Origin of the sequence: Intrasporangium sp., assembly GCF_032907665.1 — a bacterium.
Lineage (GTDB): Bacteria > Actinomycetota > Actinomycetes > Actinomycetales > Dermatophilaceae > Intrasporangium.
The window spans coordinates 3,690-30,312 of record NZ_JAJJPG010000035.1 but is presented as its reverse complement, the minus strand read 5'-3'; the positions used below and the strand labels follow the sequence as shown (position 1 = coordinate 30,312).

The 26,623-nt window shown below is 70.1% G+C and carries 26 protein-coding genes and 1 riboswitch; of the genes, 5 read left to right on the top strand and 21 right to left on the bottom strand.

The window, feature by feature from the left end; all coding sequences use genetic code 11:
- Together LOY02_RS07695 and LOY02_RS07690 are read right to left on the bottom strand one after the other, a co-directional pair.
- Positions 1-889, bottom strand: an 889-nt coding sequence (locus LOY02_RS07695) for an MFS transporter (RefSeq protein WP_317181755.1), incomplete at its 3' end; no start/stop codon positions are given.
- 162 nt (positions 890-1,051) lie between these two features.
- Entirely contained in the window at positions 1,052-1,777 is a 726-nt protein-coding gene (locus LOY02_RS07690) for a YwiC-like family protein (protein ID WP_317181754.1), read from the bottom strand.
- A gap of 422 nt (positions 1,778-2,199) precedes the next feature.
- Here LOY02_RS07690 and LOY02_RS07685 point away from each other — a divergent pair, with 422 nt between their 5' ends.
- Entirely contained in the window at positions 2,200-2,922 is a 723-nt protein-coding gene (locus LOY02_RS07685; RefSeq protein WP_317181753.1) for a M28 family metallopeptidase, read from the top strand.
- A gap of 34 nt (positions 2,923-2,956) precedes the next feature.
- Here LOY02_RS07685 and LOY02_RS07680 read toward each other — a convergent pair whose 3' ends face one another.
- Positions 2,957-4,612 carry a hypothetical protein gene (locus LOY02_RS07680; protein WP_317181752.1) on the bottom strand — a complete coding sequence of 552 codons (1,656 nt, stop codon included), beginning with the start codon at positions 4,610-4,612 and terminating at the stop codon, positions 2,957-2,959.
- On the bottom strand, positions 4,609-5,529 hold the full coding sequence (locus LOY02_RS07675; RefSeq protein ID WP_317181751.1) for an ABC transporter ATP-binding protein: 921 nt from the start codon (positions 5,527-5,529) through the stop codon (positions 4,609-4,611). The genes LOY02_RS07680 and LOY02_RS07675 overlap by 4 nt, the downstream gene beginning before the upstream one ends.
- Positions 5,530-5,586: 57 nt before the next feature.
- Between LOY02_RS07675 and LOY02_RS07670 the strand changes: the two genes are divergently transcribed.
- Positions 5,587-6,096, top strand: coding sequence for a helix-turn-helix domain-containing protein (locus LOY02_RS07670; protein ID WP_317181750.1), 510 nt, complete (start codon positions 5,587-5,589; stop codon positions 6,094-6,096).
- Positions 6,097-6,174: 78 nt separating this feature from the next.
- On the opposite strand, the gene LOY02_RS07665 is transcribed toward LOY02_RS07670, so the two are convergent.
- The 3 genes from LOY02_RS07665 to LOY02_RS07655 form a co-directional block, all read right to left on the bottom strand.
- Entirely contained in the window at positions 6,175-6,774 is a 600-nt protein-coding gene (locus LOY02_RS07665) for a dihydrofolate reductase family protein (RefSeq protein WP_317181749.1), read from the bottom strand.
- Complete coding sequence (locus tag LOY02_RS07660; RefSeq protein WP_317181748.1) at positions 6,771-7,631, bottom strand: metalloregulator ArsR/SmtB family transcription factor; 861 nt, start codon at positions 7,629-7,631, stop codon at positions 6,771-6,773. The genes LOY02_RS07665 and LOY02_RS07660 overlap by 4 nt, the downstream gene beginning before the upstream one ends.
- A 347-nt stretch (positions 7,632-7,978) precedes the next feature.
- Complete coding sequence (locus LOY02_RS07655; protein WP_317181747.1) at positions 7,979-8,470, bottom strand: helix-turn-helix domain-containing protein; 492 nt, start codon at positions 8,468-8,470, stop codon at positions 7,979-7,981.
- A gap of 66 nt (positions 8,471-8,536) precedes the next feature.
- On the opposite strand from LOY02_RS07655, the gene rlmC reads away from it, so the two are divergent.
- The gene (rlmC, locus tag LOY02_RS07650; RefSeq protein ID WP_317181756.1) at positions 8,537-9,679 is read left to right on the top strand and encodes a 23S rRNA (uracil(747)-C(5))-methyltransferase RlmC; all 1,143 of its coding nucleotides are present in this window, start codon (positions 8,537-8,539) and stop codon (positions 9,677-9,679) included.
- Positions 9,680-9,779: 100 nt separating this feature from the next.
- Here rlmC and LOY02_RS07645 read toward each other — a convergent pair whose 3' ends face one another.
- From LOY02_RS07645 to LOY02_RS07625, 5 genes are all read right to left on the bottom strand, one after another.
- Positions 9,780-10,964 carry a Fic family protein gene (locus LOY02_RS07645; protein ID WP_317181746.1) on the bottom strand — a complete coding sequence of 395 codons (1,185 nt, stop codon included), beginning with the start codon at positions 10,962-10,964 and terminating at the stop codon, positions 9,780-9,782.
- Positions 10,965-11,013: 49 nt separating this feature from the next.
- Complete coding sequence (locus tag LOY02_RS07640) at positions 11,014-11,643, bottom strand: L-threonylcarbamoyladenylate synthase (protein ID WP_317181745.1); 630 nt, start codon at positions 11,641-11,643, stop codon at positions 11,014-11,016.
- Between the two features lie 124 nt (positions 11,644-11,767).
- Complete coding sequence (locus LOY02_RS07635) at positions 11,768-13,033, bottom strand: APC family permease (protein ID WP_317181744.1); 1,266 nt, start codon at positions 13,031-13,033, stop codon at positions 11,768-11,770.
- A gap of 30 nt (positions 13,034-13,063) precedes the next feature.
- Positions 13,064-13,675, bottom strand: a complete 612-nt coding sequence (locus tag LOY02_RS07630) for an FMN reductase (protein WP_317181743.1) — start codon at positions 13,673-13,675, stop codon at positions 13,064-13,066.
- The gene (locus LOY02_RS07625) at positions 13,672-14,850 is read right to left on the bottom strand and encodes an LLM class flavin-dependent oxidoreductase (protein WP_317181742.1); all 1,179 of its coding nucleotides are present in this window, start codon (positions 14,848-14,850) and stop codon (positions 13,672-13,674) included. The genes LOY02_RS07630 and LOY02_RS07625 overlap by 4 nt, the downstream gene beginning before the upstream one ends.
- A 181-nt stretch (positions 14,851-15,031) precedes the next feature.
- On the opposite strand from LOY02_RS07625, the gene LOY02_RS07620 reads away from it, so the two are divergent.
- Entirely contained in the window at positions 15,032-15,787 is a 756-nt protein-coding gene (locus LOY02_RS07620; protein ID WP_317181741.1) for an RNA methyltransferase, read from the top strand.
- A gap of 5 nt (positions 15,788-15,792) precedes the next feature.
- Here the strand turns inward: LOY02_RS07620 and LOY02_RS07615 are convergent, their stop codons facing one another.
- Entirely contained in the window at positions 15,793-16,647 is an 855-nt protein-coding gene (locus tag LOY02_RS07615) for a PhzF family phenazine biosynthesis protein (RefSeq protein WP_317181740.1), read from the bottom strand.
- 84 nt (positions 16,648-16,731) lie between these two features.
- Here LOY02_RS07615 and LOY02_RS07610 point away from each other — a divergent pair, with 84 nt between their 5' ends.
- Entirely contained in the window at positions 16,732-17,370 is a 639-nt protein-coding gene (locus tag LOY02_RS07610; RefSeq protein WP_317181739.1) for a histidine phosphatase family protein, read from the top strand.
- Between the two features lie 66 nt (positions 17,371-17,436).
- Here LOY02_RS07610 and LOY02_RS07605 read toward each other — a convergent pair whose 3' ends face one another.
- The 8 genes from LOY02_RS07605 to LOY02_RS07570 all read right to left on the bottom strand — a co-directional run bounded on the left by LOY02_RS07605 (position 17,437) and on the right by LOY02_RS07570 (position 26,291).
- Positions 17,437-18,927 (bottom strand): glutamate--cysteine ligase, encoded by a 1,491-nt coding sequence (locus LOY02_RS07605; protein ID WP_317181738.1) that lies wholly within the window; start codon positions 18,925-18,927, stop codon positions 17,437-17,439.
- Between the two features lie 52 nt (positions 18,928-18,979).
- A complete protein-coding gene (gene gcvP, locus LOY02_RS07600) occupies positions 18,980-21,919 on the bottom strand; it encodes an aminomethyl-transferring glycine dehydrogenase (RefSeq protein WP_317181737.1) in 2,940 nt (979 codons plus the stop codon).
- Between the two features lie 83 nt (positions 21,920-22,002).
- A riboswitch (glycine riboswitch) is annotated at positions 22,003-22,119 on the bottom strand.
- 166 nt (positions 22,120-22,285) lie between these two features.
- Positions 22,286-22,870: a MerR family transcriptional regulator gene (locus LOY02_RS07595; RefSeq protein WP_317181736.1), complete on the bottom strand. Its 585-nt coding sequence runs from the start codon at positions 22,868-22,870 to the stop codon at positions 22,286-22,288.
- Positions 22,871-23,031: 161 nt separating this feature from the next.
- Positions 23,032-23,526 (bottom strand): bifunctional nuclease family protein, encoded by a 495-nt coding sequence (locus tag LOY02_RS07590; RefSeq protein ID WP_317181735.1) that lies wholly within the window; start codon positions 23,524-23,526, stop codon positions 23,032-23,034.
- 55 nt (positions 23,527-23,581) lie between these two features.
- Positions 23,582-24,343 carry a MerR family transcriptional regulator gene (locus tag LOY02_RS07585; protein ID WP_317181734.1) on the bottom strand — a complete coding sequence of 254 codons (762 nt, stop codon included), beginning with the start codon at positions 24,341-24,343 and terminating at the stop codon, positions 23,582-23,584.
- Between the two features lie 12 nt (positions 24,344-24,355).
- The gene (locus LOY02_RS07580) at positions 24,356-24,802 is read right to left on the bottom strand and encodes an FHA domain-containing protein (protein WP_317181733.1); all 447 of its coding nucleotides are present in this window, start codon (positions 24,800-24,802) and stop codon (positions 24,356-24,358) included.
- A 99-nt stretch (positions 24,803-24,901) separates the two neighbouring features.
- Positions 24,902-25,294, bottom strand: a complete 393-nt coding sequence (gene gcvH / locus LOY02_RS07575; RefSeq protein WP_317181732.1) for a glycine cleavage system protein GcvH — start codon at positions 25,292-25,294, stop codon at positions 24,902-24,904.
- A 190-nt stretch (positions 25,295-25,484) separates the two neighbouring features.
- On the bottom strand, positions 25,485-26,291 hold the full coding sequence (locus tag LOY02_RS07570; protein WP_317181731.1) for a DUF881 domain-containing protein: 807 nt from the start codon (positions 26,289-26,291) through the stop codon (positions 25,485-25,487).
- Positions 26,292-26,623 lie beyond the last annotated feature (332 nt).

The following is a 26,623-nucleotide window of genomic DNA, read 5'->3' as shown; positions in this document are numbered from 1 at the left end:
CGAACTTCAGCTCCTCGATGCCGTAGAGGCTCGAGCTGCCGATGACGGTCTGGATCCCGTCGTTGAAGAAGAGGTAGGCGACGAGGAAGAGGAGTGTCTGCGGATAGAGGCGTAGCTCGCGGAAGGTCGCGCGGAGCTGGGCGATGCTGCCGCCGACGACGCCGGCTGTCCGCTCGACCGGCGTGCCGACGGTGCCGGTGATGTGGCGCAGTCCCAGGTAGGGGCGAAGGGTGAAGACGGCCCACCAGAGACCGGCACTGAGCAGGCTGATGCGCGTCGTGGTGCCCCGGTCGAGGCCGAGGTCCTCGTGGAAGAGGTCGAGCCCGAAGTTGAGGGCGAGCAGCAGTCCGCCGCCGAGGTAGCCGAAGGACCAGCCCTTGGAGGACACCCGATCGCGTTCGTTCTCGTTGGCGATGCGGCACAGGAGCGAGTCATAGATGACGAGGGACGCTCCGAGGCACAGGCTCGCCAGCATGACGAGCACCACCCCGAGCTGCCAGTTCGTGCCGGTGACGAAGAACATCAGGCTGGCCGCGCCCGCCCCCGCCCACGCGAACCCGGCGAAGAGCCGCGTCGGGTGCGTGCTCCGATCGGCGATGGCGCCGATGAAGATGAGCACGATCGCGGAGACGATCGTCGAGATCGTCACGGTGTACGGGTAGACGGACCCGGGGGAGATGGGGATGCCGAAGAAGCTGAGGTTGGTCGCACACACCGCCCCGTCGGCGAGGTCCGGGCAGGCAGCTGCCTTCGCGACCGAGGTGAGGTAGGGGCTCATGAGCACGGTCGCCGTCGTCGTGACGTAGGCGGAGTTGGCCCAGTCGTACCAGTACCAGGCGCGTTGTTCCTTCGTCTCGGGGCGGGCCCGGTGGACGGCGACGTCGGTCATGGGCTGCACTCTCGCACACGAAAGCTCGGGGGAGTGAGCGGGACACGTCACGTTTGCACGACCGTCCCCTGGCCGTGTCCGACAGGTCACCTTCCGTGTCCTGCGACCACCGACCAGGCTGTATGCCGCTGGGCTGGCCGGCGCGATCCGCTCCCCGGGCGTTCAGACGGTGAGCAGCGAGACCACGGCGACGACCACCGTTGACGCGATCTCACCGATGCCGAGCTGCTTGGGACTGGCACCGAGCGGGGGCACGAGCGCCGCGCGCACGGTGAGCACGAGGAAGACGAGGGCCAGCCACGGCGAGAAGACGAGGACGACCACAGTGGCAGCGGCATGGGCGGCCACGCTCAGCAGGAGGAACCGCCGGTTCCCCCGCTCCCGGATCGCCGACTTGACGTAGAAGACGGTGCCGCCGAAGTAGAGGAACTGCACGAGGGCGAGCAGCCAGGCTCGCGAGAGGTCCGTGCCGGGCCCGGCGGCATAGGCGACGACCGTCATGAGCCCCGAGCCCACCACGGTGGCCAGGCCGGAGAGCAGCTCCCGCTCGCGCCGGGCAGCGGCGGCCCAGAGGCCCACGCCGAGCGGGAGGGCGAACAGCGGGGCCCACACCATGAGGCGCGGCTGCATCGCGAGCGTGACGAGTCCGAGCACCCCCGCAGCGACCGCGTACGCGCGCACCGGAGGCCAGTAGCGCGGACGCCTGCGGGCCTTGAGCCAGAGCGTCGTCGCGAAGAACGCGAAGTAGCCCACGAACCAGAAGGCCGCGAGGGGCAGGTGCACCCAGGCTGGACCACCGGCGAGGATCCCGACTGCGAGCGGGGAGGCCAGCATCGCCCAGGCGCCGTGCTGGTTGGGCACCCAGCCGGGTGCGCGCGACCTGCTCACGGCCCGAGCCTAGACGCCGGTCCGGGTGGGCCGCGGCCGCCGCAGTCGTGAGGTGTACCACCGCGCCGCGTTGACAGCCGGACGTACGGTGGTGGGGCATGCAGTTCCGCCAGCACCATCTCGTCAGGACCCTCGGCGCCGTCGGCGCGGTGGGGGTCCTGCTCGCGGGCTGCTCCACGGCGGTCCCTGCACCCTTGGCGACCACGGCCGCTGAGAGAACGCCGAGCACGACCCGCATGACGAGCCTCACCTCGCCTGTCGCCGGGCCTCCCACGTCCGCCGCACCTGCTCCGACCCCGAGCTCCGCGACCTCGCCGCCGCCCCGTCGCACGACACCGGAGTCTCGGAAAGCCGATCCGTTCGACGCAAAGGCGGCGCACGCCCGTGTCACGCGGCTGGCGAAGGTGGGTCCCCGGGACGCCGTGAGCGCAGCCTACCGACGCGCAGCGGACATCGTCGCGGGCGAGTTCGGTGCCCTCGGGTATGCCGTGCGCCGACAGCGGGTCCCCGTGCCCGCCGGGGTGTCCTGGGGTGTCGCCGTGCCGGCGGGAACGACGGTCAACGTCATCGCCGACCCTCCCGGGTTCGATGCAGGTCGCCCGCACGTCGTCCTCGGCGCCCACCTCGACACGGTTCCGCAGGCGCCGGGCGCCGAGGACAACGCCTCGGGCGTGGCCGTCCTCGTCGAGCTGGCCCGGATGCTCCGCGAGCAACCCGCCGCCCTGCCGGTGCGCCTCGTCGCCTTCGGCGCCGAGGAGTCCCGCGGCTCCGGCTGGCGTTGGTACGCCTTCGGGTCACGGCACTACGCGGCGAGGCTGGGGACCAGCCAGCGGAAAGCGGTGCGGGCGATGGTGTCCCTCGATCGCGTCGGGCGGGCCACCGCCGCCGTCCCGGTGTGCCACGGTGGGCGCGGGTCGACTGCCGTGGCGGAGAAGCTACGGGCCGCTGCAACGGATCGGACCCGGGCGTGCGTCAACCGCGCGAGCGACCACGTCTCCTTCGAGCGGGTCGGCATCCCGGCGGCCCGGATCGGGAGCGTGCCCTACGACGCGTACCACTCATCCGCGGACCGGCCAGCGGTGGTCGACCCGTCCCAGCTCCGCAGATCCGGGAACGTCGTGTGGACCTGGCTCAGATCGCTCTGAGCCAGGTCCTGAGCACCACGTCCCGCGGGCCGCGTCAGGTCGCCTCGATGTCGCGTCGGTTGAAGCCGGTGAGGCCGACGACGACGAGGACGGCCGCGATCACCGTGAGCACGACGACCGGAAGGGCTCGGAAGTCCTCCGCGGGCATCGACGCAATGTGGCTGAACGGTGACAGGTTGATCACCCACTGGGGCAGGTCGAGCAGCACCCCCATGTAGCGCATGAAGAAGGCATAGACGACGAGGAGCCAGGCGACCAGGGTTGCCCGCGGCGCCCACCCCGCGGCGAGCACCGCGACCCCGACGACGACCCACACTGCGGGCGTGTAGCTCAGCATGGCGGGGAGTACCTGGCCCAGGATCGCGCCGTCGCCGCCGGCGCCGACGGCTGCGAGGCCGAGGCCCAGACCCGTGACGAGGAGGATCCCGAGGCTGCCGAGCAGTGCGATCAGCAGGTGCGAGCCATACCACTCCGTCCGTGAGACGCCGGTGGCAAGGACGCCTTCGGCGCGGCCCGACGTCTCCTCACGGCGCGGCCTCAGCGCGGCCGTGACGGCGAAGACGCTGACGACGATGGCCAAGATCCCCATGATCATGGCGAGATAGGAGTCCGTGAGCGTGGTCCCGCCCATGCTCTCGACCAGATCGGCGACCACGTCGTTGTCCGCGTAGTCCTCGATGACGTCGATGGCGGAGCCATATGCCGCTCCGAAGATGAACATGCCGATGCTCCACCACAGCACCGTCGTGCGCTGGAGGCGCCACGCGAGACCCAGGGACGTGCCCAGGCGGTCCGTACCCTCCGCCGCCCCGCGTCGCTCCGCCCTCAGACCGGCGCCCAGGTCGCGGCGCCCGGCGAGCCGGAAGGCGAGGCCGGTCAGGGCGACGGCCGCGACGAGGGACAGGAGGATCGGCCACCAGGTGTTGTCGACGTAGGCGGCCGTGGCTTGGGCCCACCCGATCGGGGAGAGCCACGACAGACCGTTGTCCATGACGTCGCCCATGGCGCGGAGCAGGTAGGCGAGGCCGATCAGTGCTCCGGCCATCCCGGAGGCGGCGCGGGCGAACTGCGTGACCTGCGTCGTCACTGCCGCAGTCGCCGCGAAGACGATGCCGACGGCGGCGTAGGCAGCGCCGTAGAGGAGCGAGCCCGGCCAGTCGATCGTCTCGATGCCAAGAGACGCCATGCCGGCGGCGATGAGGAGCGCGAGGAGGAGGTTGGCGACGACTGCCGCGGTGAGAGCCGCACTCAGGGCGGCGGCGCTGCCGGTGACGTTCGCTCGCACGAGCTCGGCCCGGCCCTCCTCCTCCTCGGCCCGGGTGTGCCGCACCACCAGGAAGACGCTCATCAGGGCGGCGAAGATGACCATGAAGCCGAGGTACTCGTTCGTCATCATGGCTCCGAACGTGTAGTCCTCGAGCCCGTGACCGGGTCCCGTCATCGCCTTCATCGCGGGGTTGGACCCCATGATGTCCGCCTGGACCTGCCGGTCCGCGGCGTCGGGGTAGAGGCCGGGGTAGGCCGCCGCTCCGGCGACCTGCGTGCCGGCGATGGCGAGGATCCAGAGCGGCACCCGGATGCGGTCGCGCCGGGCGATGAGCCTCAGGAGGGTGCCGAAGCCCGTCAGCGGCCCGCCGTCGTGAGGCGCCGGCGGGGCTGGTGTGGCCGGGCGGGTGATCGTGGTGGTCATCGCTCCTGCCCGACCTTCTCGCGCCCGTTGCCGGAGAGCTCGTCGCCGTAGTGGCGCAGCATGAGCTCCTCGAGGGTCGGCGGCTGGCTCACCAGGCTGCCGAGGCCGAGCGAGCTGAGGTGCCGCACCGCGGCGTCGAGGTGGTCTCCGTCGACCGAGAGGCGCACGCGGTTGCCGGACACGCTCACGTCGTGCACGCCCTGGAGGCGGTCGAGGCCGATCGGAACCTCGCGGGTGTCGGCCTCGATGGTCGTCCTCGTGAGGTGACGCAGGTCGAGCAGGGTCCCGGTCTCCACGACCTTGCCGAGTCGGATGATGCTGACGCGGTCGCACAGCTTCTCGACCTGGCTGAGGATGTGGCTCGAGAGGAGCACCGTCTTGCCGTCGTCGCGGAGCTGCCGGATGACGTCCTGGAAGACGACTTCCATGAGGGGGTCGAGGCCCGCTGTGGGCTCGTCGAGGAGGTAGAGCTCGACGTCGGAGGCGAGGGCGGCGATGAGTGCGACCTTCTGCCGGTTGCCCTTCGAGTACGTGCGGCCCTTCTTCGTCGGATCGAGGTCGAAGCGCTCGATGAGCTCGTCCCGACGGGCGCGGTTGAGTCCGCCGCGGAGCGAGCCGAAGACGTCGATGGCCTCACCGCCGGTGAGGTTGGGCCAGAGGTTGACGTCGCCCGGAACATAGGCGAGACGTCGGTGGAGGGAGACGGCGTCGTGCCAGGGGTCACCGTCGAGGAGGCGTACATTGCCCTGGTCGGAGCGGAGCAGGCCGAGCAGGATGCGGATCGTTGTCGTCTTGCCGGCGCCGTTGGGGCCGAGGTAGCCGTGCACCTCGCCCGTGGCGACTTCGAGATCGAGGCCGTCGAGCGCCACGGTGGAGCCGAACGACTTGTGAACATCTGAAACAAGGATCGAAGCCATGCGAAGGACGCTACACTTCTTTCAGAAATGTGTGAAGCAATTTCCCGAGGAGGGTTCGTGAGTGGTGGAGCCGCAGTAGCGGAGGAGGACGACCGCGCCGAACTGCTGCGCTACGTCGAGCGGTTTGCGCTGGTGCTCGCCGAGTCCGGGGTGCCGCGGATGCCCGCGCGGGTCTTCGCCTACGTGCTCGCGGACGATGCCGATCGGTACACCGCGGCGGAGCTCTCGGAAGGGATCGGTGTCAGCCCGGCGGCGATCTCCGGTGCCGTTCGGTACCTCACCAAGGTCGGTCTGCTCGCGAGAGAGCGCGAACCCGGTACGCGCAGCGACGTCTACCGGATCTACGACGACGACGTGTGGGGCACGATCTTCCGGCAGCGGGTGCCCCTGCTCGAGCGCTACGAGCTGGCTGCGGCCGAGGGTGTGGCCATACTGCCGGCGGGGTCGCGCGGTGCACGTCGCCTGGAGGAGACGCAGGAGTTCTTCCGCTACCTCCGGCGTGAGGAGGAGAAGGTCATGGACCGCTGGTCCGAGCTCCGGCGGGCACAGTTCGGCGAGCCGGGCTGAGAGCCCGGCCGCGTCCCGTCCGGTACGGAGTCCGAGTGTCGCCAGTAGGTGCCGAGACGGTCGTGGGGAGCCGCCGGCTCAGCGGACCCGGTCGTACACCAGGACCACCGTGCCATGCTCGCCGGCGGTTTCCTGAGCCAGGTGCCATTGCCCGCTCGGCAGTCCGTCGTCGAAGAGGCGCGGTCCTCGACCGAGGAAGACGGGGAAGATCGTCAGGGAGAGCCGGTCGACGAGGTCCGCCGCGAGCAGCGCCTTGATGACGCTTGCGCTGGAGAGGACCAGGATGTCGCCGCCTGGCGCGGCCTTGAGATCGGCCACGACGTCGGCCGTGGGCCGGTCAACGACCGTCGTTCTCTCCCAAGGTGGCTCGTCGAGGGTGCGGGAAAGAACGGCCTTGTCGGCGGCCACGAGCCACTTCGCGAATCCCACATCGCGCGGGTCGGCGCCCTCCATGTCGATGACGGTGGGCCAGAAGGCGAGGAATCCCTCCGCGTTGACCCGGCCGAGCAGGGCCGTCGAGGCGGGCTCCCACAGGCTGGTGAGGTGGTCGCGCGCGACGTCGGTCACGGCATACGGCATCACCCAGCTCATGTCCGCGGGGTCGGCGCCGGCGTAGTGGCCGTCGAGCGAGAGGCTCATGTTGGTGACGACGCGTCGGGCGTCGCGGTGCTCGGTCATGTGGTGCTCCTTGGGTCGTCGTATCGGGGGTCTCGTGCCGCGTCAGTCGGGTCGAGCACTCTGACGAGCCGGTCGAGGCTCTGGCCGAAACCGAGCTCGATGGCGGCGATGAAGTCCGCGGAGTCAACGGCGCTCTCGCTGATCCGGTAGTCGATGTCGAGGTCCGTGCCCGCCGCGGTGGGCCGCAGGGCGAGCACGACGTGTGCGGTGAAGGCGATGCTGCCGTCGGGACGCAGCGCGGAGAGCCGGTAGCCGAGCCGCTCGTTCGCGCGAACCAGCTCGACGACGCCTTCCCCATGCCCTGCCACGGCGTCCGAGTCGTCGGCGTCCTCGGCGTCGCGGTACTGCAGGACGACCCTGCCGCCAGGGCGCGCTTCGAAGACGAGCTCGGAGACGCGCAGGTCCTCGGGCGCCCACCAGCGGGCAAGCCGTGCGGGCTCGGTGAGGTGGGGCCAGACCGCCTCCGGAGGTCCACTCAGGGCCCGGTGGAACGTGAACGACCGGTTGTCGGCCCATCCCTGCTGCACCGCCGCGAGCCGCTCCGCATGGACGTTGAGCAGGTGCCGCTCGTGGGCCTCGTGGTGGCCGTCACGCCCGGACGTCGCATCGGCGAGCTGCGTGAGCGCGGCCGCCAGATCACGCAGGGGAGTGGGGCGCAAGGCGTAGATCCGGCGCTGGCCGACGCGCTGTGAGGTGACCACTCCGGCCCGCTCCAGGGCCTGGAGGTGCTTCGTCGTCTGCGGCTGCCGCGCTCCGGCGAGCTGCGCGAGCACACCCACCGAGCGGGGTCGCTCGGCGAGCAGCCCGACGAGCCGCCACCGCGCGGGGTCGGCTAGGGCGTTGAGCAGGTCGTCCATGGCCAAGAATATTCTCTAGAGAGAATATTCTTGTCAAGGCATATTGCTGGAAGAGAAGCAGGCCGATGAGTGACGTGGGCGTCCACGGGGCGCAACCCGCCGGGCCACACGCAGCACGCTGCTCGACGACCGTTTTGGGCGAGGGCCGCCCAGGAGCGGGCGCCTCAACGATGGGACGCCGGCACGGAGCGGCGGTCCAGCCCGCGGCAATCGGGTCACGAGCTGCGAACAGCGGACAAGGGCGGTTCGCTCTGCCGGGCCAACGTGATCAAGTAACGCCGATAATCGACATTATGTCACTTCACCGCAACCGGCCAGCCTCGCGGACTCCCCCCGGACCGGCACCCTCAGCGCCGTCTCAGGGCGCGTCTGTGGGCGAGGAACTCGGCCGGCATCCCCGCTCCGGGCCTCGCCTGGACCTCAGCCGGGTCATCGACGACGCCACACTCCGCGCAGTGCAGCTGGCTCGTCACAGGCTCGCCGCACGTCGCGTGCTGGTACTCGATCGGCGGACCGTCGGGCGCCGCCCAGCGGTCTCCCCACTGGGTCAGTGCGACGATCGCCGGGACGAGGTCGCGACCCTTCGCCGTGACGACGTACTCGGGTGCTCCCGCTTGGTCCGCGCCCGCACGGCGCTCCATGAGACCGGCCGCGACGAAGCCTTCGAGCCTGGCCGAGAGGACGTTGGTCGCGATGCCGAGCGTCCGTTGGAACTCGCCGAAGCGGCTGGACCCGGCGAAGAGCGCGTCCCGCAGGATGAGCAGGCTCCAGCGCTCCCCGACGATCTCCAGGGCTCGCGCCATCGAACACACTTCCGAGTCGTAGGTCTTGCCGAGCATGCCCACAGCCTACAAGAGCCGCTTGCATGATGAAACCGCGTGAGCGCGCCCGTAGCCTTGACGACGATGCAGTGTGACTACTTCGACGACGGCCGGTGCAGCTCGTGCACGCTGATGGGGATGCCGTATGCCGCCCAGCTGGCCTCCACGCAGGAACGCTGCACGGCCGCTCTGGCCGAGGTGGCCCCCGCCGTCTCGTGGCTGGCTCCCTTCACCGGCTCGGAGTCGGGCTTCCGCAACAAGGCCAAGCTCGTCGTCGCCGGTCGCCCGGGCGCTGTGACACTCGGGATCCTCGACGGCGCGGGCCGCGGCGTCGACCTGCGCGACTGCGGTCTCTACGAGCCGGGACTCGCACAGACGTTTCCCGTGCTCGCGGACTTCGTCGACCGGCTCGCGATCGAGCCCTACGACGTGCCGGAGCGCCGGGGTCAGCTCAAGCACCTCATCGTGACGCACTCCCCCGACGGAGAGCTGATGATCCGCTTCGTGCTCCGGACCGGTCACGAGGTCGCGCGCATCCGGAAGGCACTGCCTCACCTCCTGGGCGCGTTGCCGCATGCGGCGGTCGTCTCCGTCAATCTCCAGCCTGAGCACAAGGCCATCCTCGAGGGCGACACGGAACTCGTGCTGACCGAGCGCAGCGCCCTGCCGATGCGGGTCAACGACGTCGTCCTGGCCCTGCGGCCGAACAGCTTCTTCCAGACCAACACGGCCGTCGCCGCTGCCCTCTACCTCCAGGCGCGGGAGTGGGTGGACCAGCGGGCCCCCAAGTCGGTCTGGGACCTCTACTGCGGTGTGGGCGGCTTCGCCCTCCACTGCGCTGCCCCGGGTCGGGAGGTCATCGGGGTCGAGGTCTCCTCCGACGCGGTCGAGAGCGCACGCAGCAGCGCGGCCGACCTGCACCGGCAGCGGCCCGACCTCGGAGCGATTCGCTTCCTCGCGGGTGACGCGGCGTTCCGGTCAGGTCCCGCGGGTGACTCCCCCGACCTCGTCATCGTCAACCCGCCTCGCCGCGGCATCGGTGCGCAGCTGGCTGCGTGGCTCGAGTCCTCCCCGGTGCGGAGCATCGTGTACTCGAGCTGCAACGTCGACACCCTGGCGAGAGATCTCGCGGCCATGCCGTCATTCCGTGCGCAGGAGGCTCGCCTCTTCGACATGTTCCCGCAGACGAACCACCACGAGGTCATGGTTCGCCTCCAGCGTGACTGACGTTGCATAATGTCGATTAACGGCAATTCCCTTGTAGCACAGTAGAATTCACTTATCCATCGCCAGGCTCCCGGGCTGTCGCCGGGCAGAGCCCGCTCCGTCATCTGCTCCGCCTCCCGAGGCCCTCTGCGTAGCCGTCCAGGGCCTCGAGGACCTCCGGTGACCGGTAGACGCGGTTGCGTTTCCACCCCGTGGACTCGACGAGGACCCCGGCCGCGACGAGTCGTGCGAGCGCTGCCTGCGCGGTCGGCGCCGAGACCTGGAGCTCCGTCGTGACGAGCCTCGCCGTGACGACGGGCTGGCGCAGGAGGACGTCGGCGATGCGCCAGACGACGGAGTCCACCCGGGCGTCGACGCGACCGTCCCATCCTGCGCGGACGTCCCGCAGGCGGCGGACGAGCTGCTCGCCGACCGCCACCCCGGCGCGGGCGGCATCGGCCACGCATCGCAGGATCGGCTCGGCATCACCGGCCCGGTAGGACGTCAGGGCGCCGAAGTAGCGCCCCTTGGCCGCGAGCAGCCCCGCCGAGATCGGCACCGTGACCCGGCTGATCACTCCCGTGTTGAGCAGGCAGGCGTGGAGCAGGGCGCGACCGGTCCTGCCGTTGCCGTCGGCGAAGGGGTGGATCGTCTCGAACTGCGCGTGCGCCACGGCACCCAGCGCCAGGGGCGGGACGTCGTCCCGCACCAGGAAGGCCACGAGGTCGGCCATGAGGGCGGGAACGTCCGCGGCGACAGGCGGCACGAACTCCGCGTCGCCCGGATGCAGCCCGCCGCCGCCGACCCACACCTGCTCGGTCCGCCACTGCCCCGGATGCAACCCGGGCCGGCCCGTCATCAGCGCGCGGTGCATGGCCAGGATCGACGCCTCGCCGAGGTCTCCGGCGAGCTCCATTGCCGCCTGCATCGTCCGGACGTTGGCAAGGATGGTCAGGGCGTTGGACCGGTCGCCGGCCCCGATGGCCGCCTCCGCGAGGGCGCGGGCCGACGAGGTGAGGTTCTCGATGTGAGAGCTCGCCGCGCTCTCCGACCGGAGCAGGATCGAGGCGAACGGAGCCACCTCCCCCGCTCCCCCGGCGTCGAACGCGGTGAGCAGGCGCGCCGCGTCGTCGAGGTCGGCCGCCAGGTCTCCAGTGAGGTCGACAGGGACCGCCGCGATCATCGGGACCACGGCGGCGTGATACGTCGCCGGGATGCTCCGGCGGGCGCGCCGGGACGTGGCCGCCAGCCCCTCGGGCCTTGCTGTCCACGGATGTTCGCGCGTGCCGATGGCGGGCCACCGCATGAACTGATCGTATCTTGATTAAGGATATTGGCATATCCCTAACCAAGATTCATCCGAAATCTTCGAAGTCCGAAGGGTCCCCCGCGCCGATCCGGGCAATCTCGGGATGGCCCTCCGAGTAGTCGATCACGGTCGTGGGTTCGAGGCCGCACTCCCCCGAGTCGATGACCGCGTCGATGACATGGTCGAGGCGGTCCTTGATCGCCCACCCGTCGGTCATCGGCTCCTCGTCGCCCGGCAGGAGCAGCGTGCTCGAGAGCAACGGCTCACCGAGCGCGCGCAGCAGCTCCCGGACGACCGGGTGGTCCGGGATTCGCACCCCGACGGTCCGCTTCTTCGGGTGGAGCAGCCGTCGGGGCACCTCCTTGGTCGCGGGCAGGATGAACGTGTAGGGGCCGGGCATGTGCGCCTTGACCGCGCGGAAGACCGCGTTGTCGAGCTGGACGAACTGTCCCAGCTGGGCGAAGTCGGAACACACGAGGGTGAAGTGGTGCCGGTCGTCCAGCCCCCGGATGCGCAGGATCCTGGCCCGCCCTTCCGGGTTGTCGAGTGAGCAGCCGAGGGCGAAGCACGAGTCCGTGGGATAGGCGATGAGACCGCCGTCCCGGAGGATCTGGACGACCTGGGCGATCGCCCTGGGCTGCGGGTCGACCGGATGGACGTCGAAGTACCTGGCCATGGCACAAACCCTGCCACGTCACCGCCCCGGCCGTGTCATCACCCGTCCCCACCCGTCTCCATCCGTTCCCATCCGTCTCCACCCGTCACCGACCACCGATGGGCCACGGACGCTTGACGACCGGTCACGTCGCCGAAGTGGCCCGCCGCCGCAGGACGATGACGCGGCCGGCGACCCCGACGGCAAGGACCGCGAGCCCGGGCACGAGGGACTCGGTCGGCACCGTCACCGCCAGCAGGACACACCCGGCGAGGCCGACGACCTGAAGGGTCCGGGGATAGCGCCGGTGCCCTCCCGTCTGGGTGAACGCAGCGGCGTTGGCCACGGCGTAGTAGGTCAGGACTCCGAAGGACGAGAACCCGATCACCTCGCGCAGGTCCGCGACGAGGACGAGCAGGGAGACGACGACGGCCAGGGCGACCTCGGCCACGTGCGGCACCGCATGGCGCTCGTGGACCCGCGCGAGCGGGGCCGGGAGGTCCCCTGCGCGTGCCATGGCGAGGGCGGTCCGCCCCACGCCCGCGATGAGCGAGAGCAGGGCCCCCAGGGCAGCGACCACGGCGGCCACGACGACCACGGGACCGAGCCAGACGGCATACGGCGTGCTCTCGGCCACGACACGCAGCGGCGCCTGCTGCCCCGCCAGGTCTGTGGCACCGAGGCGTTCGAGCAGCAACCATCCGGTGACGGCGTAGAGGGGCACGACGATGGCGAAGGCGATGACGATGGCCCGCGGAATGGTGCGGCGCGGATGCTGCACCTCCTCGCCCATCGTGGCGATGCGGGCATAGCCGGCGAAGGCGAAGAAGAGCAGCGCCGCCCCCTGCGTGACGCCCGCCCACCCGACGGGCGCCCCTTGGCCGCTGACGGTCGACGACGGAGCACCACCCGTGGCGGCGACCACGACGAGGGTCACGGCGAGCAGGGCGAGGACGGCCGTCACCAGCGCCCGGGTGAGGCCGGCCGTGCGGGTCACCCCGTGGTAGTTCACGGTGGCCAGGCCGACCACCGCGGCGACGGCGACGGGGCGCTGCCACCCCTCTGGGACGAGGTACGCCGCGAAGGTCATCGCCATCGCCGCGCAGCTCGCGGTCTTGCCGATGACGAAGCCCCAGCCGGCGACGAAGCCCCACCACGCCCCCAGCCGCTCCCTGCCGTAGACATACGTGCCCCCGGAGGTCGGGTACTGCGCGGCGAGCTGGGCGGACGAGGTCGCATTGCAGAAGGCCACGACGGCGGCCAGCCCGAGCGCGACGAGCAGGAGCGTCCCAGCGGCAGCGGCCGCCGGGCCGAAGGCCGTGAACAGGCCTGCCCCGACCATCGAACCCACCCCGATGTGGACGGCGTCTGCCGTCGAGAGGCGACGGGCCAGGCCGGGCTGCGAGGACACGCCTGGCAGTCTGTCAGGCCGCCGACCAGGTCAGGAGCGCGGCGTGTCCTGGAGCAGGGCCTCGAACGGTGTGACGTCCGCGAAGGGGTCCGTGGCGCGCGGCGCAGGTGACCCCGCGACGATCCGGACGAAGTCCGCTCCGGCCCGATCGATCCGGGCATCGAGCCGACCCGCCTCGACACTGCCCCAGTCCTCCGAGGCCGCGAAGACGGCCACGGGAGCGACGAGGGCCCCGAGGTAGGCGAAGAGCGGGCGCAGGGCGTGGTCGATGGCGAGCGAGTGCCTCGCCGTGCCGCCGGTGGCCCCGAGGAGCACCGGTTTGCCCCGCAGTGAGTCCGCCGGGAGCACGTCGACGAGCATCTTGAACAGACCGCTGTAGGAGGCGGTGTAGATCGGCGTCGAGACGATGAGCGCGTCGGCCTCGGTGATGGCGTCGAGCCGCACCTGCAGCTGGGGTGAGGCGAAGCCGGTGAGGACGTTGTTCGTGAGGTCGTGCGCGATCTCGCGCACCTCGATCACCTCAGTGACCACGTCTCCGGTCGGGAGCGCGCGAACGACGGACTCGGTGAGGCGCTCGGCGAGGAGACGGGTCGACGACGGCTCCGTCAGGCCGGCAGTGATGACGGCGAGTCGAGTTGTCATGGCCGGGCTCCCTGGCCCGCCGAGACGGGGGTGCGGGACACGTCGGGTGAGGCGCCGGTGACGTCGTCGGCGGCCGCGTAGACGGTCGCGTCGTGGCTGCCTCCGGCCTGCGCGACGCGTGAGGCGTGTGTCGGGGCGTCCGGGACGTGGGCCGGCTTGAGCGCGGCGAACTCCTTGCGCAGGACCGGGACGACCTCCTCGCCGAGGATGTCGAGCTGCTCGAGCACGGTCTTGAGCGGCAGGCCCGCGTGGTCCATGAGCCACAGCTGGCGCTGGTAGTCGCCGACGTAGTCGCGGTAGCCCAGCGTGGCCTCGATGACCTGCTGGGGGCTGCCGACGAGCAGAGGGGTCTGGGACATGAAGTCCTCGAGCGACGGTCCGTGGCCGTAGACCGGGGCGTTGTCGAAGTAGGGCCGGAACTCGCGGACCGCGTCCTGGCTGTTGTGGCGCATGAAGACCTGCCCACCGAGGCCGACGATGGCCTGGTCGGCGGAGCCGTGGCCGTAGTGCTCGAACCGGCGCCGGTAGAGCTGGACCATCTGGCGGGTGTGCGACGCGGGCCAGAAGATGTGGTTCGAGAAGAAGCCGTCGCCGTAGTAGGCGGCCTGCTCGGCGATCTCCGGACTGCGGATCGACCCGTGCCAGACGAAGGGCGGCACGCCGTCGAGCGGACGCGGCGTCGACGTGTAGCCCTGCAGCGGCGTGCGGTACTTCCCCTGCCAGTTGACGACGTCCTCGCGCCACAGGCGGTGCAGGAGGGCGTAGTTCTCGATGGCGAGCGGGATGCCGTCACGGATGTCCTTGCCGAACCACGGATAGACCGGGCCGGTGTTGCCGCGGCCCATCATCAGGTCGACCCGCCCCTCGGCAAGGTGCTGGAGGTAGGCGTAGTCCTCCGCCAGACGCACGGGGTCGTTCGTCGTGATGAGCGTGGTCGACGTCGTGAGGATGATGCGCTCGGTCACGGCCGCGAGGTGCCCGAGCAGCACGGTGGGATTGGCCGGCGCGATGAACGGCGGGTTGTGGTGCTCGCCCGTCGCGAAGACGTCGAGACCGACCTCCTCCGCCTTCTTGGCGATGGCCACGGTCCCTGTGATCCGCTCGTGCTCGGTGGGCGTGCGACCGGTCGTGGGGTCGGTGGTGACGTCCCCGACGCTGAAGATGCCGAACTGCATGTGTCCCAGCTCCCTGAGGTAATTGAGGATTCAAGGATAGTAACAGGCTGCCCTTCCCCCGCATTCCCCGTCGTCGACGTCGTCGTGGCGTATGCCGCTGGGCCGGCTCCCCGGGTCCTGGCTCCCCACCCGGTCGGCGGGGTCGCCGGGCGGCTGGAGCCCGCCGTGGGATCCTGACCGGGTGAGCCCCGAGATCTCGCCGAAGGACCGCTTCATCACGGTCTACGGGCGCAACCCCGTCCGGGAGGTCCTCCTGGACCCGGACCTGCACGTCGACAAGGTCGTCATCGCCGACGGGGCCCGAGGCTCCGGCCTCACCGAGATCAGGCAGGCCGCCGGACGGCGTGGCATCGCGGTGCAGTCCGCCTCGGCGGAGCGCGTCAAGAAGCTCGCGGGGAACGGCCGGCAGGACCAAGGCGTCTTCGCCGACGTCGTCGCGCCCCGGATGCTCCCCCTCGACGTCGCCCTCGCCCACGCGGACCTGCGCACCGTCCTCGTCCTCGACGGCATCACGACGCCGGCCAACGTCGGGATGATCCTGCGCACGGCCACGGCGGCCGGGATGGACGGCATCGTGGTCCCCCGTCGCGGTGTGGCCTCGATCGATCCGCTCGTCGTCAAGGCGTCCGCCGGGGTGGCCTTCCGGGCCCCCATTCTCAAGGCCTTCACGGCCGTCGAGGCCGTCTCCGCGCTCCGGGCCGGAGGCTTTCAGGTCGTCGGGCTCGACGCCCGTGGCGACGAGGATCTCTTCACTGCACACCTGCCCGAGCCGGTGGCCTTCGTCCTGGGCAGCGAGAGCTCAGGCCCCAGCGCCGAGGTCGCGGCCCAGGTCGACTCGTGGGTGTCGATCCCCATGGCGGGCGGCGTCGAGTCCCTCAACGTTGCGGCCGCGGCCGCCGTCGTCTGCTTCGAGCTGGTCCGCCGCGCCCGCGCCTGATCGCCTCACGCGGCATGGACGGATCCATTGCCGACCTCGGTGACCTTCCCTGCGACGAAGACGACACCGTCGTCGTCGATCGTCACGACAAGACGCGAAGGCCTCGCAATGTGGGAGCCCTGGACGATGGTGAGCCGCCGCCCACGAACACCGTTCAGCCCCAGCAGGCCTCCGAGGTTCGTCGCCGCTGACCCGGTCGCCGGATCCTCCTCCAGGGCGCTGCCGCTCGCCCCGAAGAACCGGGCCACGATCGACGACTCCCCGGTCCACGCCCACAGGTAGACCTGTGGCTCCTGCCCCGGGACGGAGAGCTTCTCGTGCAGCCCGCGGACATCGGGTCGGCACGAGGCCACGGCGTCGGGTTCGGCAACCTCGATGAGGAGCTGCTCCACACCGGCGTCGACGTGGTGCGCCCCGCCTGCGACGACTGCTTGGGGGCGTACGCCGAGCACCTCCGCGATCTCTGCATCGGTGGCCCCGCTGGGCCGGGAGGTCGCTGGGTTCGCGCGCAGCTCCCAGCCTTCGTCGACCCTGCGCACGGGGATGGCGCCAGCGGGCATCGACAGGGTGACGGCGTCGATGCCGCCGGCGAGGGCAGCGACGACGTGGGCGGTTCCCAGCGTCGGGTGACCCGCGAACGGCATCTCGTAGGAACCGGTGAAGATGCGGATGTCCGCCTCGCCGACCTCGAGCCGCCTGTCCGTGATGAACGTCGTCTCACTGAGGTTGAACTGCCGCGCCCACGCCTGCATCTGTGCGTCCTCGAGACCGACCGCATCCTCGAACACACAGAGCGGATTGCCGGAGAAGGGCTTTTCCTCGATCGAGAACACGTTGAGCAGTCGGTAGGCCAGGTCCATCCCGTCAGTTTCGCAGGCCAGCGACATCGCGGCAGCCGAGTCCGAGCCGGGCACACGCCTCACTCCCCCACTACATTCGACGGCATGGCCAAACCCGATGGTGTGGTACCCGGCAGCATCTACCTCTTCCGGCACGGGGAGACCGAGTGGTCGCTCTCCGGGCGGCACACGGGCACCACCGACCTGCCTCTCCTCCCTGAGGGCGAGGCGGCGGCACGAGAGCTCGGTGAGATCCTCGGCAGCCGCGTCTTCGAGAGGGTCCTCGTGTCTCCGCTGCAACGCGCGCGTCACACGGCCGAGCTCGCCGGTCTCCGGAGCCTGGAGGTCGAGCCCCTCCTGCGCGAGTGGGACTACGGCGGCTACGAGGGGCTCACCACGGTGGAGATCTCGGCCGAGCTGGGTCGGCCGTGGGAGGTCTTCGTCGACGGCGTGGTCCCCGGTGACACGCCCGGAGAGACCATCGAGGCCGTGGCCGCCCGGGCCGAGCAGGTCATCGACCGGGTGTGGCCGAGTCTCGAGCGTGGCGATGTCGCGCTCTTCGGCCATGGCCACGCCCTCCGGGTGCTCACCGCGGTCTGGCTCGGGCGCAGTCCACGCTTCGGCCAGCACCTCATCCTCGACGCCGGGTCCATGAGCATCCTGACCCACCACCGGTCCACCCGCTGCATCGGCACCTACAACCTGTCCCCCTGGCGACTGCTCAGGAACTCAGCGTCGACGTGAGCCGGCCTTGACAGGATAGGAAGCTCAGCGGCATACGGCTTGGGCATCTCTGTCCGGCAACGGAACTCAGCTCAGCGAAGGGAGCTCCCACGTGTGCACCGGCTCGTTGGCATGCATGCCCTCCATGTACTTGGCCAGCATCTCCCGCAGCGCCTTGTCACGCGTGAGGCCGCGGGACTCGAGGCGCTCGACGCAGTCCGTCTGCCAGGAGGCGCCGTTGACGCCTTTGAGGCAGCGCTGCTCGACGATCGACAGGTAGCGGTCGCGCACGGCCTGGGAGACGCCCCAACGCTGGAGACCTTCGTGCGCCAGCGGCAGGAGCCGACGCAGGATGAGCTCCGTGGCCGGCACCTCCCCGAAACCCGGCCAGTAGGTGCGTGCGTCGATCCCGAGGCGGGCGCCCTCCTCGAAGTTGGCCTCCGCCGCGGAGAAGCTCATCTTCGTCCACACCGGCCGGTCCTCCTCGGCGAGGACCCGGATCGCGCCGTAGTAGAAGGCGGCGTTGGCCAGGACGTCGGCGATGCTCGGCCCGGCCGGTAGGACCCGGTTCTCGACCCGCAGGTGTGGCCGGCCCTGGACGATGTCGTAGATGGGGCGGTTCCAGCGGTACACCGTGCCGTTGTGCAGGCGCAGCTCCATCAGCTCCGGGACCTCGCCCCGCTCGAAGACCTCCTCAGGCTCTTCGTCCGAGATCTCGGGCAGCAGCGCCGGGTAGTAGCGCACGTTCTCCTCGAAGAGATCGAAGATCGAGGTGATCCAGCGTTCCCCGAACCAGACCCGTGGTCGGACGCCCTGGTTCTTCAGCTCGACGGAGCGCGTGTCCGTCGCCTGGGTGAAGAGCGGCACGCGGGTCTCGGCCCACAGCCGCTGGCCGAGGAAGAAGGGCGAGTTCGCACCGACGGCCAGCTGGGGCCCAGCCAGGACCTGGGCAGCATTCCAGTGGTCGGCGAATCGCTCCGGCTGCACCTGGAGATGCAGCTGGATCGAGGTGCACGCTGACTCCGGCGCAAGGGAGTCCGAGTAGCGCGCGATGCGCTCGCCGGTCGGCCCCTCCATCTCGAGCCAGACGTCCTCCCCCCGGGCGTCGAGCACGGCGTTGTTGAGGGCCTCGTAGCGGATGTTCTCACTGATCCAGTCGCCCTCGAAGTGCTCCGGCATCACCGTGGGCAGGATGCCGATGGCGACGATGCCGGTGTTCAGCTCCGCGGCACGAGACGAGGCGTGGTTGAGGGACTCGCGGAGCAACTGCTCCAGCTCGAGCGCGGAGTCCCCGGGGAGCGGGCGGGGGTGGACGTTGAGCTCGATGTTGTAACGGGCGAGCTCGGTCTGGTAGTTCTCGTCGGCGATGTGCTCGAGGACGGACTTGTTGTCGAGCCTCGGGCCGAGCTCGCGGTTGACGAGGTTGAGCTCGATCTCGAGCCCCGTCATGGGCCGGTCGAACTCGAACTGGGCGTGGCCGAGCATGCGCTCGAACACGTCGAGGTCCCGGCGCACCTTCTCGCGGTACTGTTGCCGCTGCTCCCGGGTGTACCTGGCCTGTTCGACGTCGGCTCCCACGAGCCGAGACAACCACACAAGTGCGCCCGGCGCGAGGGGTTCCGAAAGGTGTTCAGCCCTCGAAGGCCTCCGGAGGCGGACACGAGCACACGAGGTGACGATCGCCATAGGCGCCGTCGATGCGGCCGACGGGCGGCCAGTACTTGTCCGACGCGTCCACCCCCACGGGGAACGCGGCGTCGGCGCGCTCATATCCGTGGGGCCAGTCGCCGCTCGCGATGGCCTGCGCAGTGTGCGGCGCGTGGCGCAGCATGCTGTCGGTGAGGGCCACGTCACCCTTGTGGATCGCCTCGATCTCGGCACGGATCGCGATCATTGCGTCACAGAACCGATCCAGCTCGTACTTGTTCTCCGACTCGGTCGGCTCCACCATGAGCGTGCCCGCGACGGGGAAGCTCATCGTCGGGGCGTGGAAGCCGTAGTCGACGAGTCGCTTGGCGATGTCATCGACGGTGACACCCGTCTCCGCTGTGATCCTGCGGACGTCGAGGATGCACTCGTGCGCGACGAGCCCGTCGTGACCGGAGTAGAGCACCGGGTAGTGCTCCCGCAGCCGGGCCGCGATGTAGTTGGCGTTGAGGACGGCCAGCTGGGTCGCGTGGCGCAGTCCGGCCCCTCCCATGAGCCGCACGTAGGCCCAGGAGATCGGCAGAATGCTCGCCGAACCATACGGAGCGGCACTCACGGGACCGACCCCGGTCTCGGGTCCCGCCTCGGGTGCGAAGGGGTGGTTCGGCAGGTGCGGAGCGAGATGGGCGCGCACAGCGACGGGCCCCACCCCGGGCCCTCCACCACCGTGGGGGATGCAGAACGTCTTGTGAAGGTTGAGGTGTGAGACGTCGGCGCCGAACTTGCCCGGCTGAGCGAGGCCGACGAGGGCGTTGAGGTTGGCCCCGTCGACATAGACCTGGCCGCCGGCGTCATGGACCAGCCCGCACAGCTCGGTGATCGTGTCCTCGTAGACCCCGTGGGTCGAGGGATAGGTCACCATGATGGCGGCGAGGTCGTCGCGGTGCTCGTCGACCTTGGTGCGCAGGTCGTCGAGGTCGACCGTGCCGTCGTCGGCCGTCTTGACGACGACGACCTGGAGTCCGGCCATGACTGCCGAGGCGGCGTTGGTCCCGTGCGCGCTTGCGGGAATGAGGCAGATGCGGCGATGCCCCTCGCCCCGGGCCTGGTGGTAGGCGTGGATGGCGAGCAGGCCCGAGAACTCCCCCTGTGAGCCTGCATTGGGTTGGAGGGAGACGGCGTCGTATCCGGTGATGTCGCACAGCCACTGTGCGAGCTGGTCGATGAGCGTCCGGATGCCCTCGGACTGGTCGACTGGCGCGAAGGGATGCAGGTCCGCGAACTCCGGCCAGGTGATCGACTCCATCTCCGTCGTCGCGTTGAGCTTCATCGTGCACGAGCCGAGCGGGATCATGCCGCGATCCAGGGCGAAGTCACGATCGGCGAGACGGCGAAGATAGCGCAGCATCGCGGTCTCGGACCGGTGGGCGTGGAACACCGGGTGGGTGAGGAAGTCACTCGTCCGGGCAAGGCCATCAGGCGCGATGATGTCACCGGGCTCCCCTGCGGCGTAGGATGATTCGCGGTCGTCGGATGTGGCATCGTCCGCCCCGGTGACGGCGCGGAGCCCGAAGGTCTCCAGCACGGCTGCCACCGTCTTCGCAGTCGTCGTCTCGTCGAGGCTGAGGGAGACGCGGTCCGCGTCGAGGCGCAGGATGTTGATGCCCCGGTCGAGGAAGCCCTGCACGACCTCGTCGGCGCGACCGGGCACCGAGATCGTCAAGGTGTCGAAGTGGGTCCGGGTCGTGACGTCGACACCCGCGGCGAGCAGCGCTGCACGCAGCGTGGCGGTGTGCGCCTGGATGCGCCGCGCGATCCTCGTCAAGCCGTCGGGACCGTGCCAGACGGCATACATCGACGCCATGACGGCCAGGAGGACTTGGGCGGTGCAGATGTTCGACGTGGCCTTCTCGCGGCGGATGTGCTGCTCTCGCGTCTGGAGGGCAAGGCGGTACGCGGGCTTGCCATGTGAGTCGACGGAGACACCGACGAGCCGGCCGGGCAGCTGTCGCTCAAGGCCCTTGTGCACGGACATGTAACCGGCGTGAGGGCCTCCGAAGCCCATCGGAACGCCGAGCCGCTGGGCGCTGCCGACGGCGATGTCCGCCCCCCACTCCCCCGGCGCCGCGAAGAGGGCCAGTGCGAGCAGGTCGGCACACGCAGTGACGAGACCACCGGCCGAGTGGACGGCCTCGGTGAGTGCTCGCCAGTCGATGACCTCGCCTGTCGCGTCCGGGTACTGGACCACGACGCCGACGACCGTGGCGCCCCCAGCCGTCGCGGTGAGCTGCTCTGGGGTCCGGACGTCCCGCAGGTCGGTGACGACGAGCGGCAGGCCGATGGCCGAAGCGCGGGTCTGCATCACGGCGATGGTCTGGGGAAACACCCTCTCGTCCACGACGACCACGCCGTCGGAGGCCCGACTGGCGCGGTGCATGAGGGACATCGCCTCGGCGGCCGCGGTCCCCTCGTCGAGCAGGGAGGACCCCGCGATCTCGAGGCCGGTGAGGTCGCTCACGACGGTCTGGAAGTTGAGCAGGGCCTCGAGCCGCCCTTGGGAGATCTCGGGCTGGTACGGGGTGTAGGCGGTGTACCAGGCTGGGTTCTCGAGGACGTTGCGCCGCACGACCGGGGGCGTGATCGTGCCGTAGTACCCGAGCCCGATGAGCGACGTGAGGACGCGGTTGCGGGATGCGAACCCCCTCAGCTCCTCGATGACGGCCGTCTCGCTCTCGGCCGCCTCGAGGTTCAGGGCCTCGGTCGACCGGATCGCTCCCGGGATGGCCCGGTCGCACATGGCATCGAGACTCGGCTGGCCGACGACCTGCAGCATCTCCTGGACTGCGTCGGCATCGGGTCCAACGTGACGCGCCACGAAGTCGGCGAAGGGACGTGCCAGCGTGCTCTGGGACTGCGAGGACATCGGAACTCCTGACGGGACGAGCGGACCACACACGCTCCCCGTCTGTCGGTGACCGGCCACCTTGCCGGACGTCCTCCAGGGTGCCTCGCCACATGGTCCGGGTGCCTGAGAGGTTCCGGGGATGTTGCCCCTTCGGCGCCTCGTCGACGGGAAGTGTCAGGCACTGCCATGTCGGCCGAGGACTCTCCCATGTGGGTTGCACGGCACGCCAAATCTACCAGTCGGGACCAGATAACTCTGGGAACGGTTCGGACGACTGCCCGTCGGTGCCGGTGGCACTCTGCGCCCTCTCGCACACTCGTCCACTGACCCGCGTGGTGAGTCAGTGGGCTCGGAGATCAGGCGGTGTCCGGCGCCAGCGGCCGGTCACGCCATGCGGCGCGCCTGCCGTCGGGCGTTGAGCTCGTCGTCAGGGTGCGTCTCGGGCTGTTCCTCGTCGGCCCGCTCGCTCGGCAACTGCGCCAGCTCGCCCTCGACCTCGCGCCACACCCGACCCACGGCAATGCCGAAGACGCCCTGCCCGCCCTGCACGAGGTCGATCACCTCGTCAGCGGAGGTGCACTCGTAGACGGAGGCCCCGTCGCTCATCAAGGTGATCTGGGCCAGGTCCTCGACGCCCCGCTCCCGAAGGTGCTCGATGGCAACCCGGATCTGCTGGAGGGAGACGCCGGTGTCGAGAAGACGCTTGACGACCTTGAGAACGAGGATGTCGCGGAATCCGTAGAGGCGCTGGGTGCCGGAGCCGGTGGCACCCCGGACCGACGGCTCGACGAGGCCGGTGCGAGCCCAGTAGTCGAGCTGGCGGTAGGTGATGCCCGCTGCCCGACATGCGGTCGGTCCGCGGTAGCCGGCGTCCTCGGCCAGCTCCGGCAGGTCGTCGGTGAAGAGCATCCCTTGCGAGGCAACCGGGGTGCGACCGCTGGCCTGCGCGGCATCCTCGATGGCGGCCATGCGAGTTCCTCCTCGTTCGGGATCCCGGTGTCATCGGACGACACCCAGGTAACTACAGTCACGTTGTTCACTTCGACGGTAGATCCACGGCCCGGGACCGTCAATCACCACCGTCCCGACCGGTCTCCGTGTCGCAGCTGCGGCGGGGACGCCGCCGTTCCTCAGGTGTCCTGCGCCTGACCTGGCTCCCCCGGCTGCTCGAAGTCCTCCGCCGACACGTGGTCGAGGAACTCCTTGAAGCGCTCGACCTCGTCGTCCTCCTCGGAGGAGACCACGATGGCCGCCTCGTCGAGGATGCTCGGCTCCACGAGGACCTTCGACCCGGTGCGCAGGGCCAGCGCGATCGCGTCGGAAGCCCGCGAACTGATCTCGGTCTTCCCGTCGATGATCAGTGCAGCGTGGAAGACCGACTCCTTGAGCGCGACGATCCGCACCTCGGTCAGCTCGTGCCCCAGGACCGACAGGATGTCGCGCATGAGGTCGTGGGTCAGCGGCCTCGGCGGGACGACCCCCTGCTGGGCGTAGGTGATCGCGGCGGCCTCGGCGGCGCCGATCCAGATCGGCAGGTAGCGGCCTCCGTCCCGCTCCCTCAGGAGCACGATGGGCTGGTTCGTCGGCATCTCCACCCGGACACCAAGGACGTCGACCTCTCTCACGTGTCCACCGTACCCCGCGCCGACGCGCGCCGAATGGCCGCCGGGCCAGAACGCCTCAGCGAGAAAGCCCGGACTTGACCAGTGCGACGTGCAGGGCGACGCATGCCGAGAGGATCTCCGCAGTGCGCTCATCGGACGAGCCGTTGCCGCGTCGCGTGGCCAGCACCTGGTCGACGAGCCCGATCTCCCGGTCCGCCGCGGTCCGGAAGGGACGCAGGTGACGAGGCTCGAGTCCGTGCTCGGCCAGACGCCTTGCAGCGCGCGCGACCTCGACCGCCTCAGCGGTGAAGTGCCCTCGGTTGTCGGCGCGGAGCAGGCCGAAGCTCTCGAGGGCGGCGAACAGGGGCTTGTCGATGCCGCTCGCCTGGCGCAGCTCAGGTCCGGTGAGCCGAACGCGACCGCGCCGCAAGAAGCTCTCCGGGCCCGGGACGGCCGGCTCGGTGGTTCGGGGGGTGGCGCGAGCGGGCGCTTGCCCGGAGGCCTGGGCGGGGCGTTGCGTGGGGGTTTGGGGACGCCCCAGCTCCGCGCCGGGGTCGGCGAGGCCCCGGTCCATGGCGTCCAGGGCCTCACGGATCACCTTGAGGGGCCAGAACCGGTCGCGCTGCGCCGTGAGGATGTAGCGCAGGCGCTCGACGTCGTCGGCCCGGAAGAGCCGGTACCCAGCCGGGGTTCTCTCTGGTGTGACGAGACCTTGGGCTTCGAGGAAGCGCACCTTCGAGGACGTCACGTCAGGGAACTCGACGTGCAGCTGCTCGAGCACCTGCCCGATGGTGAGGCCACCCACTGTTCCGGGCCCCTCACGGTGACCCGTGCTCATCGAGAGGCTGGGTCAGGCCGCGTAGTAGACAAGCCGGAACTTGCCGATCTGAACCTCGTCCCCGGTCTGGAGGCGGGTTTCCTCGATCCGCTCACGGTTGACGTAGGTGCCGTTGAGTGAGCCTGCGTCGCGCACGATGTAGCCCGCATCGCTCCCGATGAACACGGCGTGTTTGCGGGAGACGGTGACGTCGTCGAGGAAGATGTCCGAGTCCGGATGGCGCCCCGCCGACACCTCGACGTCGTCGAGCAGGAACCGAGCGCCTGTGTTGGGGCCACGCAGCACGATGAGCAGCGCGGTGCCGGGTCGCAGGGCCTCGATGGTCGCCTGGTCCTCCGGGCTGAGGCCGCGGAGGTCGGACAGGTCGACGTGCTCGGGCCCCGGCGTCGGAACGCCCTGGAGCCGCATCGTGCGGGGTTCGACCGGGACGTCGTCCTGGCCGGGCTGATCGCTCGACATGCGGTCCTCCTCGTGCGCGTCCTTCTCGGGCTTCTCCACTCTAGTTCACTCGGGGGCCCTGCCGAGTCGCACCTGATCTCGAGACAGGGCCAGTGCGCATCAGCCGAGGCTGGCGACGTATCCTGCCGAGTCGAGGAGTTCCTCGAGGGCCGACGCGTCCGCGATGCGCAGCTCGAACATCCAGCCCTCCCCGTAAGGGTCGGTGTTGACGAGCTCGGGAGTCGCGTCGAGTGCCTCGTTGACGGCGGTCACCTCGCCGGCCACGGGTGCGTAGATGTCGCTGACCGACTTCGTCGACTCGACCTCGCCGCAGGCGTCCCCCGCGGCGACGGAGTCGCCCACCGATGGGAGGGAGACGTAGACGACGTCGCCCAGGGCGTCCTGGGCGAAGGAGGTGATACCGACCCGGACGACGTTGTCGTCGTCCCCCTCGCGGACCCACTCGTGGTCACTCGTGTAACGCAGGTCGGAGGGGTAGTCGAGGTCACTCATGGTCGCTCCTGTCGGGACGGGTCGAATGGGGTGCTCCAGATCCGCTCCGCGGGTCTCGCGACAACGGACGGGATGAATCTACCGGCGGGTGAGGCTCGGCGGGGTCCGGGCTCGCCGACTGCCTCGACGAGAGGTCTCATCGGTTCGAGCCGCCGGAGGGAGCCGCGTCGGACCCCGTGCGTGGTGCCGCTCACCGGCTGGGCTCGGCGTGGACCGGCTCGGCCGGCGTGTGGGTCGAGGTGATGGTGATCTCGGTCGACTCGTTCACAGTCGCGTTGGCCCCCTTCTGCCGGATGGTCTCGACGACCCCGCCCGGGATCGTCATGGCGGAGGCGAGGGTGTTGGGGTCGCCGATCGCCTTGACGAGAATCGGACGGCTGATCGGCCGGCCGTCGACGGAGAGCTCCCCGGCCGAGTCGCCGACGTAGGAGGAGGCCACGACCCGGACCCCTCCGACCTCGATCGACTCGGCGCCGGCATCGCGCAGTTCTTGGATGAGGTCGAGAATCACCGGGCCGCTGACCTGACGATCGGGATCGCTGATGGACACGGTGATACCGGGGCCTTCGGCGCCGATGGTGCCGGCGAGGATGCCGAGGGTGTCCGCGCGACGTTGGGCCTGCTCGAGTGCCTCGGCGGCGGTGCCGGTGCCGCTGAGTAGCCGGTCCCGTGTCGTCTCGAGGTCGCGCAGCTGCTGGTCGAGGCGATCGGATCGCGCCGAGATGTCGTCGAGCAGGCGGATGAGCTCGGACTGGCTGAGCTCGCTGAGCCCGCGCTCGTTCGTCAGCTGGACCTGAGTGGCGATGCCGATCCCGAGCGCGACAGCGAGCACTGCTCCGAGGATGTTGGCCTTCGTGGTCCGCGGGCGGCCCATGCGGAAGAGGCGCCGCCACGCGGCCTTGCCCTCGACGTGGCCGGGCGGGACGCCGCGGCTGTCGACGGCCAGATCGCTGGGCGACACGAGTTCCGGGCCGTATGCCGCCGTGCTGGCTTCCATGAGATGAGCTCCGGAGCGCGGTGGCCCGGGAGGTGATGCGGCCTCTCGTGCCCCCGCGGGCCGCGGTTCACCCGACGGCACCGGGTCTGCCGGGGTGTCGACGCTGGGCTCCTGCTCGGTGGAGTCGGCCGACTTGGGCGTCGACACGTCCTCGGAGTCCGCTGACGGGGGACTCGTATCGTTTGGCAGTTCCGGTCGGGCCGGCTCTCGTGCGGGAAGGTGCCCGTCGGAGGGCTGAGGGTCCGGTTCCTCGGGTGCTGGCTCGGGCATCGTCTCGGCGGCCGGAGCCGAGACGGGGTCGGGGTCCGGGGTGGCGGCGTCCGCCGCCGGCT